Genomic DNA, 19,072 nt, shown 5'->3' with positions numbered 1-19,072 from the left:
AGCTTCAATCCTCGTAGCCAACTTTACGAAAGCGACGCGGTAGTGAGGATTGAGCAAGTAACAGTAAAAATAGGGTAGTGAGTTATAGCGGGTAGATAAGTTATAGCGGATAGATAAGTGCGTTTATTCGCTTCGCTTCAGAGAGGCTTTCAAGACCAAGCCCTCCAACTAGAGCGCTGCCCTTTACGGTAATGATTTGCTTGTTCATGCCTGCTGGCGTTGCCGCTAGCATAGGTAACGATTTAAGAATGGCATCAGCGCCGCCTATTTTCTGGTAGCTACGGCCGCTCACTAAGATGACATCAGGCTGCATTTCAACGAGTGATTCCATCGACAGTGGTTTGTAAGAGGTCAGGCTTTTAGCCGCAGGGTTAACACCACCAGCCAATTCAATGATCGCGTTGGGTGATGTTTCACCGCCAGCAACATTTGCAGGACGGCCTTCATGCAGTAATAGGAACAGAACTTTCTTCGCTTCGTTGTTGGGTACTTGGTTAGCTTTCAGTGCCGCAATTTTTTGATTCACTTCGGCTTTCACTTGCTGTGAGTGAGCTTCGGTATGGGTAATCTTTGCAATTTGGTCGATACGCTTTAGTAGCCCTTCAACGTTTGCTTCGGTGTTAACGATCTCGACATCGATACCCACAGATTTTAATTGAGAAATGGCGTTGTCTGGCCCCATCTCATCTGAGCCGATGAGCGTCGTTGGCGATAAGGCAATCAATCCTTCTGCAGAAAGGTTTCTGTGATAACCAATCTTTGGCAGCTTTTTTGATTGAGGTAAGTGACTGGTCACATCAATTGCAATCAACTGCTCTTCAGCACCCAGAGCAAGAACTAATTCGGTAACGGCGCTGCCAGCACTGATGATTCTAAGTTGTTTTGCGTCGTCAGCATTGGCGATAGGTGCTGCAAGTACCAACCCCATCGCGGCGATTGCGAGTAAATGTTTGTTGTTCTTTAATTTATTGAGCACTTTTAAGTCTTTCATAATAATTTATTTGTACTTTCTTTTGATGGAGAGTAATCGCGAAGATGGCTTGTGATCAGCCTGTCCGCATGTTGAGTTTGAATCGATAGAGAGCTGGCTTTGGTTATTTGGTCTTATCAATAAAGAATCCAATCTCATAAAAGGTGCTAGGTCTCATGAAAATTTAAGAGTCGTTCTAGCCTTCCTCCGTGAGTAATTGGGTTGCTGGAATACCGTTTTCTTGTAAGAACGACAACAACTTCACTAAGTTCTCAACGTTAGCTGCTTTATCGGCGCCAATGATGATCGGTTTCTTATCCGATGTGCCTGTTTCTTCTAACAGTGCGATCTTGAAGTTTTCCCAGTCGATGTACTCTTGGCCGTTGATCGCCCAGTAAGGTTCGTGATCTAAGATATTGACGCTAATCGAATCTTTATGAACTTCAGAAACGTTTTTAATATCAGAACTCGGAAGCTCCACCTCTAATGACTCCAACTTCACTGATGCTGTCAGTAGAAGGAAAACCATCACGATAAATATAATGTCCAGTAAGGGTGTTAAATCCGGAACTAAGCTCTGTGTTTGAGATGAGTGGGGCGTTTTAATCATGCTTGGCTCACATCACCGATAGAGGCTTTGCTGACAGGAGTCCCTTGAGTGTCGCCAGACTGACTGGTTTGAATTGACATGCCTTCTAGCCAAACATTCACATAATTCAGAGTGTGTTCTAACTGAGCTAGCACTCGATCGGCCCATAACCCGAGTAGTTGAGCTCCTGAAATCGCAGGAAGCGCAATCATCAAACCCGCAGCAGTGGTTCTCATTGCTAATCCAAGACCGTCTGCCAAATCATTAGGCGTGATGCTGCCTGTTGTAGCGGCAACGCCTTTAAACATCTCAATAAGCCCAAGTACTGTGCCAAGCAGGCCAATTAGCGGGCTGATGACGCCGATCAAGCCAAGCAGTCTTAAACCTGCATGAAGCTGGTGGCGTTTCTCTTGTAGCCAAATTCCTGCTGCATCTTCACGTAAACCTTTTGAGAAAGAGTGGTGAGCAAGCAGCATCGACACGCCCTTGTACAGCAGAGGTCGTTTACCAGAAATAGATTGTGCTAATGCTTCGATTTCTTTGCTATTGGTTGGTGAAATCTGATTGAGCTCATGACGAATAGCGCGTTTGCCAACCCCAATGCTTAGCATGACTTGGAAGATACGCTCTGCGATGATCATTGCTGTTAATGCTGAACAGATAAGAAGAGGCCATGTCATTAGGCCAAGTTGATCTTGTAAGTAACTGATTTGTTGCATGGTTAATCCAACTTAAAACGAACAGGTATTTGCACACGGTGAGCAATTGCTCGACCATTTACAGTATGAGGTGAGAACTTCCATTTCTTAATGGCTTTCAAGGCAGCGTTGTCGAGCATTAGTGCGCCTGATGAGTTGACTAATGCCTGTTTAATTTGTTTTCCTTCAGCATCTAACCAGATCTCATAAGTTGCGACACCTTCAACGCCTCGGCGCCTTGCTTGGCGTGGGTAGCTTGGTGGCGTTGGACGAGCTGAAAAAGAGGGCCTAGTGATTAACACCGGCTCTTGGTTAGATACGCCTTGATTAACTTGTCGAGGTTGGTTGGCGGACTCGTCCATATTTTTATCGACTTTTTTGTCGGCCAGCTTTTCTGGTTGAGTCACCGGTTTTTTTTGAATCGGCTTTTTCTCGGCTGTCTTCTCCACAACCTTTTTCTCTACTTTCTTGGGCTGAGGTTTATTGGTGATCGCTTTTTTCTTTGGTGCAGGTTTAGCTTGCTTTGGCTCTACTGCTTTCGGTTCGACAGGTTTAGGTTCTGGGTGTGAGAGCGTTTCCTTGATTGGCTCAGGCTCAACTGGTTCTGTAACGGTTTTTTTCTGAGCTTGTGAGGGAACGCTCTTTGGAGTGAAGTTGATCGATACCGTGTTCGATTGGCTACCTGCTGGCATTGCAAAGACTTTGGATTCTTGAGCGACAAATAACATCGCCGCATGAATCACTAACGATGCACCGCCTGCAATAACATATCTAGGTACGTTCACATTCAATCCTTCACCAAATCTAAAATATGTATCGGATTATTGCTTAGAATCTAAATAAGATCAATTATCAATTGCATTATCATTTGCGTCTATTTATGATTCTCTCAGTTTTAGCAAACAGTCTTCCAGGCTTTGCTATATAAGTGTTTAGAGAGATTATATGAGCGTTGATATGTATAAGTTTGACGAATCAATTCTGGGCGTTTCTAGCCCAGACCCACTTCGTTTTGCATTTGCCAAAAAGCAATCTGCACATGCTGGGGGAAGCTCAATCCCGGTCGACCCGAGCAAGAAATTGGAAATCTTTGATGAATTGATGCTGAGTGAAGGAAAGAAACAGGATAAACGTTGTTTGTATATCCATATTCCTTTTTGTCGCGTGCGCTGTACGTTCTGCAATTTCTTCCAAAATGCCGCAAGCCGTAAATTAGTGGATGAGTATTTTGATGCACTGATGGTTGAGCTAAAGCAAAAAGCTAAAACCTCTTGGGCTCAGTCTGGACTATTTCACGCCGTCTATATTGGTGGTGGAACACCCACCGATTTATCTCCTCTACAAGTTGAGCTGTTAGGTAAGGCTATTCGTCAATACTTCCCATTAGCGAACGATGTGGAAATGACCTTAGAAGGGCGTATTAATCGATTTGGCGACGAGATGTTTGATCGTTCGCTGGAAGGTGGCTTCAATCGTTTCTCATTCGGTATTCAAAGTTTCAATACTCAAGTTCGACGTAGTGCTAAGCGCTTGGATGACCGAGAAGTTGTGTTGGAACGTATCAGTTCACTGAGTCGCACTGAACAAGCGCCTATCGTTCTTGATTTGCTATACGGGTTGCCACACCAGTCTATGGAAGTATTTCAACAAGATTTAGAAGACTACATGTCGACTGGCGCACACGGTATTGACCTCTACCAACTGATTGTTTCGGGCAACGCGCCTATGCTTAATCTTGTTGAGAAAGGAAAAATCCCACCACCGGCTAATACGCCAGATAAGGCGAGTATGTACTTGGCGGGTGTTGAGTTCATGGCAAAGCACAAGGTTAAGCAACTGAGCGTGAATCACTGGACTCGTGATAACCGCGAACGCAGTATTTACAACAGCTTAGCGAAAACTTATGCCGAAGTTCTACCCATTGGTTGTGGCGCTGGTGGTAACATCGGTGGTCATGGTGTGATGCAACATCGAACTTTAGACAGCTACATGGAGTCTATAAAGCAAGGTCAATTGCCAATAGCCATGATGACCAAGCAAAGCTCACTAGAGCCAACCTTCTCTTCATTGAAAGCCGGTTTTGATTCTGGTGTTGTAAGAAGAAGTACGTTGCCGAGTTTTATGGGGCAAGACACGTTTGACTACCTGAAGCCTCTGTTTTCACATTGGGAAAAGAATGGCCTAGTTGATCTTTCGGAAGATTACCTGAGCCTGACTATAGCTGGCAGTTTCTGGGCGGTAAGCCTTGCACAGAGTGTGATTCAAGTGCTTAACACTGAATATCAGACCTTGCACCCAGCACCAACTGCCTCTGGCTTGGGTGCTCACCCGCATGCAAGTTTGAAGCACGCTTAGTCTCGAATTTTTAATTCATAACTTACTTGTTTATACGGAAATCTATTCAATGACAGATACAACATTAGCAATGACAGAAACTTTAGAACAACGTGTCGCACGCATTCTAGAAGAAGAACCAAAACTGCTTCCTACTGCGATTGCTGAGAAGCTAGGTGTTTCAGAGGTTGAAGTTGTCGCTGCTTTTCCTGGAGACATGGCGGTGATGTTAGATGGCAGCCGTGCTCAAGATATTCTAGAAGGTTTGGTTGGTTGGGGCCCAGTGACCACAATTATGCATTCATTTGGCTCAATCTTCGAAGTAAAGGCGCCGTTCCCTAAAGGCAAAGTAGCGCGTGGTTACTACAATCTGATGGGTAAAGAAGGCGAGCTGCATGGCCACTTAAAACTGGATAACATCAAACATATTGGTTTGGTGAGCAAGGCGTTCATGGGGCGTGAAAGTCATTACTTCGGTTTCTTCAGTGAAACAGGCGAAAACATTTTTAAGATTTACCTAGGTCGCAATGAAAAGCGAGAGCTGATTGTCGACCAAGTTGAACGCTTCAAAGCACTAAAAGAACGAGCTTAAGTACAGTCAACATCAAGCTTAAATAAGATTGCCAGCTAGCTTAAAGAAAATATGAATGCTCGAGGTCCACTTAGTTTACTAATGAACGCTCAACCTCGGGTAAAAATAATAAATAAGAGAAAGTGAAGAAAGGAATTATCGATGGAACAACAAGTAAAACAAGAACGCCTACAAGGTCGCCTAGGTCCAGAAATCAAAGAGTTTCGCCAAGAGCGCCGTACTCTTCAACTTGCAACAGTTGATCAAGACGGTCGCCCGAACGTAAGTTACGCGCCTTTCGTACAGAACCAAGAAGGTTACTTTGTTCTAATTTCTGACGTTGCTCGTCATGCTCGTAACTTAAAAGCGAACCCACAAGTCTCTTTGATGATGATTGAAGACGAAGAGAGCTCGAAGCAGCTTTATGCACGTAAGCGTCTAACCTTTGATGCACAAGCAAGTGTTGTAGAGCGTGAAACGGAGCTTTGGACTCAAGTTATTGGCCAGATGCAAGAACGTTTTGGTGAGATTATTGATGGTTTAAGCCAACTTCAAGATTTTTCTCTATTCAACCTTAAAGCAGAGAATGGCCTGTTCGTAAAAGGTTTCGGTCAGGCATACCAAGTATCTGGCGACGACTTAGTGGATTTCGTTCACCTGCAAGAAGGTCACAAAAAAGTGTCTAACGAGTAAGCTCGTTTAACGGATTACTTTAGGAGCCCTCTAATGTGAGGGCTTTTTTGTGTCTAAGCAGTCATAGCCGCGTCGTTTAGGACTTTCGCTCCGCGCAACATGGCTTCGATTAATTCGCCTGCATTGAATTTCTCTAGCGCTTCATGTGCTCCCACTTGATTGGCTCGGTCAACACATATCTCACTGGATAGTGAAGTATGTAAAATACAGTAGGCATGACTGAGTGCGCTGTCGTTTTGTACTTCAAATGCAAGTTCATAGCCATCGAGTCCGGGCATCTCGATATCACTCACGAGAAGATCAATTGCAGTGCCTTTGCTTGCTTCACCTCGCATCAGGTCAATAGCATCTAAACCGTTGTTACAAATGCTATAAGGGATGTTGATGCTGTCTAAGGCATCAGACAGCTGCTTTCGTGCAATCAAAGAGTCATCAACCAATAGAATGTTCAGAGCTTTTAGGCGTTCTCTCTCGACATCAGTCAGCATCGGAATATGTGCGTTTTCATAAGCAGGGTAAATCTTAGAAAGTAATAACTCTACGTCGAGCATCTGCACGATACGATCTTCAAAACGTGTAATGCCGGTAACAAACACATTGGTTCCTACACTTGCGGGTGGCGACTCAATACTCTTCCAGTCACATTCAATGATTTTATCAATCGAACGAACCAAGAATGCGACAACGGTTCTTAAGCAATCTGTCACGATGAGCACACAGTCTTGGTATTCCGTCGGTGTGATCGGCCGAAACCCAATAGCTGCGGACATATCAATAACTGGAACCGTAAGATCGCGAATCGTGATGGTACCAATCACATGGTGATGAGAGTAAGGAATTTGGGTCATTGGCTGGAAAGGAACGATTTCTCTGACCTTAAGCGTGCCTATCGCAAAACTTTGAGTGAGGGATAACTTGAACATCAGCATTCCCTGTGACTGACTCGCTTTACTTATCGGTTTGGCCATAAGTGGCTCCTACTTAATACGCGCTTAATCTATAAGGATTAATTTAAAGGGAAATGGCATCCGCAGCAAGTTACTATGCGGTTTTTAAAGATCTTTAAGGGGGTTGTTTTCGGTTATAGAGTGAAGAATGATGATTCTTGGGTTAAAATCACGCTAAACGCAGGCGTTTGATGGACTTTTGTCGACAAGTCGTTAGCCGTAAGCTGAATTACAACAGTCAGTACTCTGATGAATTCTACGTAATCATCACAAATAAACTGACCGCAACAAACTGAGAATTATCATGGCAAGAACAGCAGCAGCGCTTCATATATTGGTGAAGCATAAAGAATTAGCAGAAGACATCATGACGCAGCTTAAAAAGGGCGCTAAATTTCAAACGCTAGCGAAGAAGCATTCAACCTGTCCATCTGGTAAAAAGGGCGGCGACCTAGGCGAGTTCAAAAAAGGTCAAATGGTGCCTCAGTTTGATAAGATTTGTTTCTCTGGCGAGACGCTTGTACCACACCTGGTAAAAACAAAATTTGGCTGGCACGTAGTGAAGGTTCTTTACCGAACTTAGTTATTAATATGTGTTAGATTGAATAAAAGGAGCGTAGATACGCTCCTTTTTTGTCATTTTTGGGCGCATTTAAAAACATTATGGCTGAGTGTTCATCCCGGACGTTATGCGATAATTGGCGCTACGCCCTTAACTATCCACCTTGACTAATCGGTGGGAGGAGGAGGGGTTTTAATGAGTAACTCATATAATAAATACCATTCTTAAGGAAATTTATGCAGCTTTGCCTTTTAGCCTTTGTATTTATCTAGAAAGCTGTAAACGAGTTTGGTAGGAGAACAACATGGAGAGTTCAGCTATGTTAAGCACCCCAGCGACAGATGTTATATTGCATGCTTTTGACTGGTGCTACGCTGACGTAATGAAGAACGCCCCTCTGATTCAAGAGTTGGGTTATAAATCTGTTTTAGTCTCGCCGGCAATGAAGTCGTTACGAGGGCCTAAAGGCTGTGATCGAGATACAGGTACCCAATGGTGGCAGCGCTATCAACCCCAAGATTATCGTGTGATCGATAATCAGCTTGGTGATACGCAAGACTTCACTGCAATGGTGAACACGTTAAAGCAACATGGGCTTCGTACCTATGTGGACGTTGTGTTTAACCACATGGCTAACGAGTCGAGTATTCGCGGTGATTTGACGTATCCAAATCAACAAGACATGGCGTCTTACCAACAAGATTCTGAGTATTACGAATCCGTTCGTTTGTTTGGTGATCTTTCTAAACCTTTGTTTGATGAGAACGACTTTGTCGAAGCGTTTGGTATCAAGAACTGGAAAGATACTTGGGAGGTGCAAAACGGACGTATTACTGGTGGAGCAAGCGATCCAGGCCTGCCAACGCTGTTAGACAACGACAATGTGGTCGCGCAGCAGAGAGCTTACTTAAAAGCCTTAAAAGAGATTGGCGTGAAAGGGTTTCGCATAGACGCAGCGAAACACATGACACTGTCACATCTACGCAAGGTGTGGACTGATGATATCTGCGAAGAAATGCACATCTTTGGCGAGATCATTACTGATGGTGGTGCGACCAAAGAAGAGTATGAGTTGTTCCTTGAGCCTTACCTCAAACACACTCGCTTAGGCGCTTACGATTTCCCTCTGTTCAATACTATCTTCAAAGCCTTTGAAGAGCAGGGCAGCTTTAAATCTCTGATCAACCCTTACTGTTTTGGTCAGGCGTTATCGAATATGCGAGCAATCACTTTTGCCGTCACTCATGATATTCCAAATAATGAAGTATTTTTGGATCACGTAATGGGTGAAGTTGACGAGCGATTAGCGCATGCCTTTATTCTTGGTCGAGACGGCGGTGTGCCGCTTGTTTACAGTGAACTGAGTACCAGCGGCATTCTGGATCAGAGTGGTCAGCCTCGTTGGCTTAACGATTGGCAAGCGCCTTACATGAAAAACATGATTCAGTTCCATAACCATGTTCATGGCGAAGCGATGCGTGTGGTTGAGGCAAATGATGATTTGCTGGTGTTTGTCCGTGGCGACAAAGGCATTGTGGTGATCAACAAGTCGAAGCGAAGTAAAACGGCATCACTGACTTGGACTGGTACAGTAACGGATTTATTGTCTGGTGCAGTGTTTGATTGTGTCGATAAGACGCTAACCATTCAGGTTGAATCTAATCAGTGCATGATGCTGACGACCAATGAGTTCGAACCTGTGACGAGTTAAGTCTGATCGGTTAGAAAGAGAAGTCGAAAAAGAAAGACCCGTTTACTAGCATCTAGTAAACGGGTCTTTTGTTTTTTAGGTTCTTGGCTGAACGTTAGTTAAACAGACAGGCGATTAAACCGTGAACTTGTTCAATAGTTCATCCTGTGCACGAACATTGTCAGTTTGTACCTGCATTGCCGTGTTTGCTTCTTGAGCTGCGTTGGATACTTGTGTTGAAAGGTCTTTGATCTTAACTGTGTTGTTGTTGATCTCTTCCGCTACTAAGCTCTGCTCTTCAGCTGCTGAAGCAATCTGAATATTCATATCAGAGATGCGCTGAATCGCGTCGCGGATGCGGTCAAGTGAAGAGTTTGCTTGCTGAGCGCGTTCAACGGCGTCAGTGGCTGTGTCTTTACTTTGATTCATCGCGTTAGATACAGAGCTTGCACCCGCTTGGAGCTGCTCAATCATGTTGCGGATCTCTGTGGTCGATTCTTGAGTACGTTGCGCTAGTGTGCGAACTTCATCGGCAACGACAGCGAAACCACGGCCCGATTCACCAGCACGCGCCGCTTCAATAGCAGCATTCAATGCAAGTAGGTTGGTTTGGTCTGCGATATCGTTGATTACTTTAAGAATCGTCTCGATATTTGCTGTTGCTGATTCAAGTACTTGTACTTCTGCAACCGCTTGGTCGATACGCGCTGAAAGGTTATCAATCGCTTGAGTCGTGTCACTTACTACAGATGTACCGTCTAGTGTCGCATCGTCAGCTTCACGAGCCGCGGCGGCTGCGCCTTGAGCGTTGTTTGCTACTTCCGTTGCGGTAACGGCCATCTCATTCATTGCGGTGGCTAGCTGTTCAAGCTCTTGCAGCTGAGTATTCATCGCATTCGCTGACTCACCCGCGCCTTTTACTGTGATTTCAGTGCCACGTTTAATCTCAACACCAATCGCTTTGGATTGAATGATTTGATTTTGCAGGTTTTCAGTAAAGGTGTTGAAGCCTTTCGCAAGGTCAGAGAACTCTTTATCTGTATTGGTATCTAGACGTTTAGTTAAGTCACCTTGTCCGCTCGCAACATCTTGAATGGCTTGGTTAAGCGTCTCAAGCGGGCGCATTAACACACGAATAAGGACGGTTAATGCAATGATGCTGAGAATAACCGCAATTAAAGAGTAGATTATCGAGCTGTTTTTCAGATCTTCAACCGTTTGGAATGCGATCTCTTCATCAAGTATTGCGCCGATGTACCAATCTTCACTTGGGATGTGAGTGAAGTTCACTAGGAACTTTTTACCGTCGACTTCAATTTGTTGAGATCCCTCGCGAATAGTCGCTTGTGGCAGGTAGCTTGATAGCGTTTCGCCATTGTTCTTAGCATTAGGGTGAGCAATCGTCGTGCCGTCGGCAGTGACTAGGAATAAGTAACCCGCGTCAAACAAGTTCACTTGGTTTACCAAGGTCGCAAGGTTGGTTAGTTCTAGGTCGTAGAACATACCTGCAGTGAAACGGCCGTTTTCTTGCACTGGCGTACCAATTGAAATGATGACTTTCTTGCTTGATACGTCCACATAAGGGTCGGTAACAACTAAACTGTTTTTGGACTTAGCATCAATGAACCAAGGGCGGATTCGTGGGTCGTAATCCGGGCCAGCTTCCCAACCATCATCATTTTCAATAACGAAACCGTTTGCGTCATAACCAAAACCAACCGCGAGAAAGCTGCCTTTAAGTTTTGGCTTTTCTAGGATGTTTTGAACGTAGGTACGATCTTGAGGGTTGATTTCGATGACTTCAGTCGTCGACTGAGCCAGTGCTTTCTTAGCATTCATCTCTGATGCTACGGTGTTCTTAATACCAGAGACCATCTCTTTCAGGCTTGCATTGACGTGGTTCTCTACAGCACTTTTTACGGTGTAAAGTTGCTGTATTGAAAGCAATGATACTGTCACTAATAGCAAGGCTGATGATGCTGCAACCACCTTATGGCTAAATTTCATTGTGTTTTCCTCTTCTCACAAGCTTTGCGAAAACTAAAGTTAATCGTGTTTTGTAATTATATATATCGACAGGGTTGAAGTTTACTTGAATGTAATTTCACAAAATAGACTACAAAAATACAACAACCCGCACAACGTAAAATTCAGTTAATTACATACTTGCTACTTTTGCTACTTTTGCTATTTGGTTCAATGAGTTGAAGAGTTAGCTTAATCAAAGGTAAAGAAAGTGAGGAGGGTATTAATTTGGCGAGTATGCGTGTGGTTTATTATATGAGGGAGAGGTGTAAGGGAATTAATATGAAATCAAATGATATTCTCAATTCGTATATTGGCGATATTTTAAACCGGAGAGTGAATATATTAGGCGAAAAAAAGCCCCACAAAAGTGAGGCTATTACAAATCAGGTTATTTATTACACTGTATCAGTACGTCTAATTTAAAATATTAGATGCGCTACACCTGCGATAACTGGAAGCGTAATTAACGTACGTAGAATAAAGATAATAAACAGTTCTAAGATGTTCACTGGAATCTTACTGCCTAGAAGTAGAGCGCCTACTTCAGACATGTAGATCAGCTGAGTTACCGACATTGCTGCAATAACAAAGCGAGTCATCTCGTTGTCGATAGAAGCGGCAAGGATCGCTGGGATGAACATATCCGCAAAACCAACAACAATGGTTTCAGATGCTGCAACCGCTTCAGGTACTCCAAGTAGCTCAAAGAATGGAATGAAAGGCTGACCTAGGAATGAGAACACAGATGTGTATTCTGCAATAACCAATGCCATTGTACCTAGACCCATTACAACAGGAAGAACGCCAAATACCATGTCGACTGCGTTACGAATGCCTTCACCAAATACAGACTTAGCAGACTTAACTTGTGATGCCTTATTTACCGCGAGTTCAAGACCCCAAGAGAAAGTCGAGTGACCCGCTGGGATTGCATCAGCATCTTTGTGAGGTTTTGTACCATCAATGAAGGTGTCTTTCTTCATGCTCAGTGGAGGAAGGCGAGGGATGATTACCGCGGCCACAATACCTGCTAAGCAGATTGCTGCGTAGAAAGGTAGGAATAGGTGCTCTAGTTCTACTTGAGCAATCACTACAAGGCTGAACGTGATAGATACTGCTGAGAAAGTCGTACCAACAACAGCGGCTTCACGTTGAGTGTAGAATTTCTTCTCGTACTGTTTGTTTGTAAGCAGGATACCAACGCTGCCGTCACCTAACCAAGAAGCCATACAATCGATAGCACTACGACCCGGCAGGTTGAAGATTGGACGCATCACTTTACTTAGTAAGGTGCCAAACAGTTCTAACAAACCGAAGTTAAGTAGAAGTGGTAATAGTAAACCGGCAAAGATGAATACTGAAAATAGAGTCGGCAATAGGCCCTCTAACACGAGACCACCGGTGTTTTCTTCCCAGATAAACTCAGGGCCAACTTGGAAGAAAGCCATGAATGCTGCAGCACCACCGATAATACGAACCAACAACCACAGTGGAGATGGGTTGAAAAGGCCGTTTAGAAATGAATTCGATGTAATGAATGTAGGTTTGAAAATGGTGCTTAACACGGAAGCTACAGACATGAAGGCAACGATTGCAGTGATAATAGCAACTAGAGACTCACCGAAAACCGCTTGAATTGATTTGGCTAGAATAGCGACAGGGATCGTGAGATCACCTTGGTAGCTAATTGGCGCCATGAAGAGGAACAAACCAATCAGAGATGGGATTAAGAAAACCCAGAAACTGCCTTTAGATTTCTCTGGTTGAGCAGTATTCGTGTTGTTAGACATGTTAATTATTCTCGTATTTCTACATGTAAAAAAGCCACATCCTTGGCATTTTTATTCTCTAAACATCCGTATTTTCTCATTGGGTGCAAGATTACCGAGTATTAATATCACTTGCAATACTATTCATCAAATATCGCTAAATATTCACGCAGGTTATTCTGCAACAAATTATGAGTTTAGAATAAAGTGTTGCAGATGTTACATATTCTCATGGTTATTACTAGGCGTTTATAAATTTACTGAGGCTTCAGTTCGATAAGTTAGGTAGAGCCAGTAGCTAAACGCGACAATGAACGCGAAAGAGGCAGGGAAAGCCAGTGCCAAAATTTCAAAGCGCTGGAACAGGCAAGCACCACTTAAACCACCAAACAGAAAGCCAACAACGATGAACATAAGAAGTTTGGCTTTACGGCGGTCAAAAGGCATCCCCTTTAAGCGTGCGCCAATCATGATCCCAAGGTCTGTGATGATCCCGCTCATGTGTGTGGTGCGAATGATCGCCCCGCTATAGGTGGTGATCATTGCGTTCTGCAACCCACACGCGGCTGAAGCGAAATACTGGCCTGAAGTGTAGCCTTGTAACAGGGCCCAAAGCGCCAAGAACAGCAATCCACCCTCAATACATAGTGCAACACCGTAACGGCGTCCTAACTTCAATGCTTGATTTTCGATAAAGAATCCACTGAACGCGGCACCTAGCATAAAGCTCATAATGATTAGCAGGAGGTGCATAGAAGTTGAAGTCGGCGTGAGTAGGCTGCTGCCAAGTAAAGACATGGTACCTGAAATATGGGAGATAGCTTGATGTTGGAAGCCGAGTAAACCAATAGCATTAACGCTGCCAGCAAGGCCCGCTAACAGTAAGGCGCCGTATTCAACCCAGCGAGGTAGTTTAGAAATCATGTGGTTCACCCTGGGTTAAAAAGAGGAGCAGATTATAACGCTAGCGAAAAGATACGCTAGCGTTGTAGAACGTTGATATTTGATCTTAGGCAACAGTCTTGCAGTTTGTTCCAATACTGTTGCTTTATAGAGATAATGGTCAGTAACAAGCTAGTTGTAATGACTCATCTGGTGGTCAAATTTGACCCATCCGTGTTTGTGTTCTTCGTAGACTGAAAAGCTTGGTAGCGGAAAGTCTTGCTCTTTAAATAGTCCTAGCGGGACGACATAAAAATCGGCGGCGGCAACCGACTGCAATAGCATGGTAGTGCCACATTTAGGGCAAAACTGGTAGGTGACTTCATTGCCCGTGTCACTGATACGTGAAAAGGAGGTGACCTCTCCGTTGAGTGTCACTTGTTGTATGGGAAATCGAGCCTGAACCCCGAACACACTTCCGGTGCGCTTCTGACATTCATAACAATGGCATACGGAGGTGCGTTGAGGCTCGCCTCTGCAGACTAAATTGACGGCTCCACAGCGGCATTCGCAACTTCTGATATTCTTCTCTTTAATATGATTGATATCCATCCATGCTCCACTTCTGGTTAACCCTGTATTGATAATTATACTAAAGCCCTTTATGGTCTGCACAACTGGATGAAAACAAAAGAATATAATTGCTCATGAAAAAGAAAATCTTACCTATACCTCTGATTTTACTGATTCCTATTGTCATGCTGGTTGTGGTGATACTGGCGGGTATTTATCGCTTTAGCTTAAGTGACGAAGAGATCTTGGCGAAGTTTCCTTCTTCTCAAGTCAGTTATGACCCTGTTGTTGAAACCGTTTTTGATTTGAAGACGACTAACCCATGGACAATCAAAGTTCCTGAAACCAACGCGTACGCCTTTATTAATGAAGTCGATGGACCAAGATCAATCGCGTTTGGACGCTATGACTCCGGTGTTGAGCGTGGTGTGGTCACCGTAGACACCAACAACCTTTCAAGTGTCACGTTAGGCAAGGCGAGTTTCTTTGTTGCACCTATGTGGGTATCTAACCAAGGCAGTGGCGTTTTCTATTATCTTGGCCTGTTTAAACATGACCAGCATCGAAGCCGTGTCGTGTTAGTTGACCAATTCTTTCTTGGTGATCGTGTGAGGATCCAAACTTTAGAGATAACTCAACTGCTCGATTCACAAAGCAAACTCTCTGGGGAAGGTTTTATCGGTTTTACTCGACATTCTGCGGAACAATCTTTTCCAGAATTGCAATCTGAAAAGGTGTTAATGAGTTTTTCTTTCAATACGCAATCAATTGATGAGCAATGACATTTTTGTTAGGGCAAGGAACTGTTGTTTATGTGAGCTAAATTACATATTATCTTAAGTAGATGAATGAAATTTAGACACACTTAGCTTTGTGTCTGCTTACTTTACAAATGGAGCTTGCGAATGATTAATAAACGTTTTTTTAAGACGAAAGATGAAGTTGAAGTGACTTTCGAGCTAGAAGCTCAAGAAGCTAATTCCGTATCTATCGTTGCCGACTTTCTGGATTGGAAAGCGACCCCAATGAAAAAACTGGCGAAAGGGAAGGTTTACAAGTTTAAAACTCGTCTTCCGAAAGATGGCGAGTTTCAATTTCGCTACCTAGTTGATGATCAACAATGGGTGAACGATGCGAATGCTGATCGTTATATCCCGAATGAATTTGGTGAAGACAATTGCTTGGTATCGACAGTTAACGCTTAGTTGAAATAGTATGAATTAGTTAAAAAGCAGGAACTAGATGTTTCTGCTTTTTAATGTCTAAATCGTTGGTTCATTAAATTTTTGAGTTGTGCCTATTTCATTAACGGTAACTCAATGACTTAGCCGAGATTGCGCAGATTCACATCATATTATGACAATGCAATGATGATTTATACGCCTGAAAAGCATATCCTGTGCTTTTATATCGTAGAAAGACCTGTTTACCGTGTATTCAAAAATATTTTCCTCTCCGTTTGCTGAGCTTTCACCTGTAAAAAAAGCAGCAATTTTAGGACTGCCACTTATTGCAGTGATTAGTGTTGCTTTGCAATATTCACAATCAAATCTGACGAAAACGATCGATCTTGATTTGCCAGACTCAACTGTTATTGAGTCAATTCTGTCACCTCCTTCTGCTACCGTTATTGAGCCACCGACGTTTGAATATCAAATTCAATCAGGTGATAACTTAAGTAGCATCTTCACTCAGCTTGGGTTTTCTTATAACTCGATGATGAGCGTGATGGAAACCGATTTGAACTTCCTTGCGTTAGACACGCTTCGTCCGGGTAATACATTACGCTTTTGGCGTGACGAAGCGACGGGCAACCTTTCAAAAATGGAACTTCAATTTAGTGTCGCGGACAAAGTGGTTTATCGACTGCTTGATGATGGCAGCTACGAATTCGAAGATATTTCTATTCCGGGTGAATGGAAGCAGAAACCTCTAGTGGGTGATATTCAAGGCAGTTTCTCTATGTCAGCGAACAAAGTTGGCCTGAACAGTATTGAGATTGACCATATTGTGACTCTTCTCAAAGATAAACTAAATTTCAGCCGAGACTTACGTGCGGGTGATCAGTTTGAAGTGCTTCAAAAAGCGCAATTCGTTGATGGTGTCGCAACCGGGAAACGTGAAATAGAAGCCATCAAGATCATGAACCGTAACCGTGTTGTTTCAGCGTACTTACACACTGACGGGCAATATTACGATGCCAATGGTGATAGCTTACAACGCGCTTTCCAACGTTACCCTGTGAGCAGTGGCTGGCGTCAAAGTTCTCAGTTTAATCCTAAGCGCTTACACCCTGTGACTGGGCGAGTCTCTCCGCATAACGGCACAGATTTCGCGACGCCAATTGGCACACCCGTTCAAGCAACAGGTGATGGTAAAGTGATCATGACTCGTAAGCACCCATATGCTGGTAACTATGTGGTGATTCAGCATGGCAGCACATACAAAACACGCTACCTACACTTGAGTAAGATCCTCGTTCGTAAAGGACAAACGGTATCTCGTGGTCAGCGTATTGGCTTATCAGGTAAAACGGGCCGAGTGACGGGGGCGCACTTACATTACGAATTGATCGAACGTGGTCGTCCTGTCAATGCAATGAAAGCGAATATTCCGATGGCCGATTCCGTACCTAAAAAGGAAAAAGCGACATTCGTAGCCGCTAGAGATGAAGCCGACAAGCTATTAAAGAAAGCTTTAGAAAAACAATCGAATAATAGCTAGCAGCTGACTATATGTCGTCAAGGTAACCGTTAGCTAGATGGTTGCGAGTAATGATGTAGCCTTTAAAGCCGTGAGTGCAGAACTAAATACTTAAATGTTTAGTGATACGCTCGCGGCTTTTTGATTTTAGGTTGAGGTAGTAAACGGCGTTTAGGCTAGAGGTTCTGAGTGAGTGACGTAGCTAACGATAGCTTCTGGTCGCATAGGTGGAGAGTAGAGGTATCCTTGAATTTTGTCACACCCCATTGCGTGCAGCTTTTCTAATTGCTCAAGCTTCTCTACGCCTTCCGCAACCAATGACACATTGAGTCTGTGTGCCAGTTGAATAATCAACCACACAACACTTTCGGATGTTGAGTTTGTCAGCAAGTTTCGAATAAAGGTGGCATCAATTTTAATACAATCGATAGGATAGCTATGAATGTAATTTAAGCTTGAGTAACCAGTACCGAAATCATCTAGAGCGATCGTGAACCCTTGCCCCCTTAGAAAGTCGAGTGCTGACTTTGTTTCTTGAGTTGGAGATAACAGCACGGTTTCGGTTAGCTCAATGACAAACTCGTTTGCTTTAAAGTGATGCTGTTCAATCGTTCGAGTAAGATAGGAAATATAACGCTTAGAATCGGTAAGCTCGTGAGCGGAGCAGTTTATTCCAAGCTTAACTTTGTAGCCTAAGCCGCGCTCCAATCTTGTTTTAGCGCGGCATACCAATTCGATGATCCGTTCACCCAGTTCCACAATCAACCCTGACTCTTCTGCCACTTGAATGAACTCTACCGGTGAGATATCGCCATGTCTCTTGGTTTTCCAACGAGTGAGCACCTCAAAGTAACCCCATCGTGTGTCACCTTGATCAACGATCGGCTGCACAACCACGTACATTCCATTGTCATTAGGTGCATGACTGTCTGATATGGAGCTGTCAAGCTCACTTCGTAAGGCGGCGATTAACTCGGTTTTCCTTTGGTAACGAACCCTTAGGTGAGTGTCGTAACATTGAATGTATGTATCTTGACTATGCTGGCACTCTTTTAGTGCCAAACTGGTGTTGAAGATGATTTGTTCTACGTCTTTATTATCGCCATCTGACCGGGCAATGCCGATGCTGACGTCGAAATCGATTTTGATATCAACACTAGTGTAACCTTGCTTTATCTTATCTAGTATTTGTTCGCAAACAGCTATTGGGTCTGAATGATAAGTAATGAATGCGAACTCATTGCCAGCCGTCCGGAACGTCAGGTTGTTGTCGGGCAAGGTTCGGCGCAAGGTCTCTGCAACGAACTGAAGTACCTTATCGCCAATATAATTACCGTGCATATCATTGATGGCTTTGAAGCTATTGATGTCGAGCAGAGCGAGCGTGAAGGGAGTGACACTCTGCTGAGTGATCGATTCCAAGGTGTCTGATAAGCAGCTACGGTTTAATAGCCCAGTTAGACTATCGTGTGATACTTCGTAGCTGAGTTGATTAACCAGTTGCTCAGAACGGTCGTTGAACCACATTTCACGCAAGGTGTGAATGACGATATCTGCGAACAACTGGTGGTGTTTTATCACGTCTTGTTGTTGATCTGTACTCATAGGCGAACTAAAGGTTGAGAAAAGCACACCCATGACTTCGCCACTTTGACTGCGTGCTGGGATAGCGATTGAGTTCTGTGAGGTGATTTCCTGTCTAAATGCTGATGTTGGGAGTGACTGAACGATATACTGAGCAAATGAGCAATCTGGGTGTTTTTGATTAACGGCTTGTTGGTATATGTGACCATGGCGTGCGTTTATTTTGTCATGCAGTACATGGTCAGAATGGGCAATGACCAAAGGAACCATTTGATCGGGGAAGTGCTTTTTCTCAATGATACTGGTGTATTGAGTACCGAAGGTTTGATGCAAAGTAAGCACGGCAGACTCTAAAAGGTCGATACCTTCCAATTTGAGTAAGCGCCCAATGCGCTCTGTGTCTATCATGCTATTGCGTGTATGTTGAGTCATAGTCACCATCCGTAGCCAACCAGAATCGTGTGTAAGCTGTATGTGTA

Annotated in this window: 18 protein-coding genes; 8 read left to right on the top strand and 10 right to left on the bottom strand. The window is 43.8% G+C overall.

Translation table 11 applies throughout. The features are described 5' to 3' along the window. Positions 1-100 precede the first annotated feature (100 nt). The 4 genes from ACED59_RS00720 to ACED59_RS00705 form a co-directional block, all read right to left on the bottom strand. The gene (locus ACED59_RS00720) at positions 101-991 is read right to left on the bottom strand and encodes a hemin ABC transporter substrate-binding protein (RefSeq protein WP_017097074.1); all 891 of its coding nucleotides are present in this window, start codon (positions 989-991) and stop codon (positions 101-103) included. A 175-nt stretch (positions 992-1,166) separates the two neighbouring features. Further along, positions 1,167-1,580, bottom strand: coding sequence for a biopolymer transporter ExbD (locus ACED59_RS00715; RefSeq protein WP_009845734.1), 414 nt, complete (start codon positions 1,578-1,580; stop codon positions 1,167-1,169). Then, entirely contained in the window at positions 1,577-2,278 is a 702-nt protein-coding gene (locus ACED59_RS00710) for a MotA/TolQ/ExbB proton channel family protein (RefSeq protein ID WP_012600261.1), read from the bottom strand. The genes ACED59_RS00715 and ACED59_RS00710 overlap by 4 nt, the downstream gene beginning before the upstream one ends. Positions 2,279-2,280: 2 nt before the next feature. Further along, positions 2,281-3,042, bottom strand: coding sequence for an energy transducer TonB (locus ACED59_RS00705; RefSeq protein WP_029223823.1), 762 nt, complete (start codon positions 3,040-3,042; stop codon positions 2,281-2,283). Between the two features lie 160 nt (positions 3,043-3,202). On the opposite strand from ACED59_RS00705, the gene hutW reads away from it, so the two are divergent. The 3 genes from hutW (at position 3,203) to hutZ (ending at position 5,855) form a co-directional block, all read left to right on the top strand. Continuing rightward, on the top strand, positions 3,203-4,612 hold the full coding sequence (hutW, locus tag ACED59_RS00700; RefSeq protein WP_017097073.1) for a heme anaerobic degradation radical SAM methyltransferase ChuW/HutW: 1,410 nt from the start codon (positions 3,203-3,205) through the stop codon (positions 4,610-4,612). A gap of 49 nt (positions 4,613-4,661) precedes the next feature. Further along, positions 4,662-5,183 carry a heme utilization cystosolic carrier protein HutX gene (gene hutX, locus ACED59_RS00695; RefSeq protein WP_017097072.1) on the top strand — a complete coding sequence of 174 codons (522 nt, stop codon included), beginning with the start codon at positions 4,662-4,664 and terminating at the stop codon, positions 5,181-5,183. A gap of 141 nt (positions 5,184-5,324) precedes the next feature. Further along, a complete protein-coding gene (gene hutZ, locus ACED59_RS00690; protein ID WP_012600265.1) occupies positions 5,325-5,855 on the top strand; it encodes a heme utilization protein HutZ in 531 nt (176 codons plus the stop codon). Between the two features lie 53 nt (positions 5,856-5,908). Here the strand turns inward: hutZ and ACED59_RS00685 are convergent, their stop codons facing one another. Then, complete coding sequence (locus ACED59_RS00685) at positions 5,909-6,823, bottom strand: chemotaxis protein (RefSeq protein WP_017097071.1); 915 nt, start codon at positions 6,821-6,823, stop codon at positions 5,909-5,911. A gap of 283 nt (positions 6,824-7,106) precedes the next feature. Between ACED59_RS00685 and ppiC the strand changes: the two genes are divergently transcribed. Both ppiC and ACED59_RS00675 read left to right on the top strand, forming a co-directional pair. After that, on the top strand, positions 7,107-7,385 hold the full coding sequence (gene ppiC / locus ACED59_RS00680; protein ID WP_009845728.1) for a peptidylprolyl isomerase PpiC: 279 nt from the start codon (positions 7,107-7,109) through the stop codon (positions 7,383-7,385). Positions 7,386-7,668: 283 nt separating this feature from the next. Continuing rightward, a complete protein-coding gene (locus tag ACED59_RS00675; protein WP_017097070.1) occupies positions 7,669-9,075 on the top strand; it encodes an alpha-amylase family glycosyl hydrolase in 1,407 nt (468 codons plus the stop codon). Between the two features lie 114 nt (positions 9,076-9,189). Here the strand turns inward: ACED59_RS00675 and ACED59_RS00670 are convergent, their stop codons facing one another. The 4 genes from ACED59_RS00670 to ACED59_RS00655 form a co-directional block, all read right to left on the bottom strand. Further along, a complete protein-coding gene (locus ACED59_RS00670; protein WP_017097069.1) occupies positions 9,190-11,061 on the bottom strand; it encodes a methyl-accepting chemotaxis protein in 1,872 nt (623 codons plus the stop codon). A gap of 440 nt (positions 11,062-11,501) precedes the next feature. Beyond that, positions 11,502-12,872, bottom strand: coding sequence for a YjiH family protein (locus tag ACED59_RS00665; RefSeq protein WP_371704853.1), 1,371 nt, complete (start codon positions 12,870-12,872; stop codon positions 11,502-11,504). A 228-nt stretch (positions 12,873-13,100) separates the two neighbouring features. After that, positions 13,101-13,775 (bottom strand): YoaK family protein, encoded by a 675-nt coding sequence (locus ACED59_RS00660; RefSeq protein ID WP_009845723.1) that lies wholly within the window; start codon positions 13,773-13,775, stop codon positions 13,101-13,103. A 150-nt stretch (positions 13,776-13,925) separates the two neighbouring features. Beyond that, positions 13,926-14,408 carry a GFA family protein gene (locus ACED59_RS00655; protein ID WP_017097065.1) on the bottom strand — a complete coding sequence of 161 codons (483 nt, stop codon included), beginning with the start codon at positions 14,406-14,408 and terminating at the stop codon, positions 13,926-13,928. Positions 14,409-14,440: 32 nt separating this feature from the next. On the opposite strand from ACED59_RS00655, the gene ACED59_RS00650 reads away from it, so the two are divergent. The 3 genes from ACED59_RS00650 (at position 14,441) to ACED59_RS00640 (ending at position 17,030) form a co-directional block, all read left to right on the top strand. After that, on the top strand, positions 14,441-15,088 hold the full coding sequence (locus ACED59_RS00650; protein ID WP_371704854.1) for a hypothetical protein: 648 nt from the start codon (positions 14,441-14,443) through the stop codon (positions 15,086-15,088). A gap of 123 nt (positions 15,089-15,211) precedes the next feature. Further along, positions 15,212-15,511, top strand: coding sequence for an isoamylase early set domain-containing protein (locus ACED59_RS00645; protein ID WP_009845720.1), 300 nt, complete (start codon positions 15,212-15,214; stop codon positions 15,509-15,511). Positions 15,512-15,737: 226 nt separating this feature from the next. Further along, positions 15,738-17,030, top strand: coding sequence for a peptidoglycan DD-metalloendopeptidase family protein (locus tag ACED59_RS00640; RefSeq protein WP_017097063.1), 1,293 nt, complete (start codon positions 15,738-15,740; stop codon positions 17,028-17,030). Positions 17,031-17,180: 150 nt separating this feature from the next. On the opposite strand, the gene ACED59_RS00635 is transcribed toward ACED59_RS00640, so the two are convergent. Continuing rightward, positions 17,181-19,025 carry a bifunctional diguanylate cyclase/phosphodiesterase gene (locus ACED59_RS00635; protein WP_029223822.1) on the bottom strand — a complete coding sequence of 615 codons (1,845 nt, stop codon included), beginning with the start codon at positions 19,023-19,025 and terminating at the stop codon, positions 17,181-17,183. Between the last annotated feature and the right edge of the window lie 47 nt (positions 19,026-19,072).

It is taken from the genome of Vibrio sp. FF266 (assembly GCF_041439695.1).
In the GTDB taxonomy this organism is placed as follows: Bacteria; Pseudomonadota; Gammaproteobacteria; order Enterobacterales; family Vibrionaceae; genus Vibrio; species Vibrio tasmaniensis_A.
This window is presented reverse-complemented; position numbering and strand designations above follow the sequence as displayed.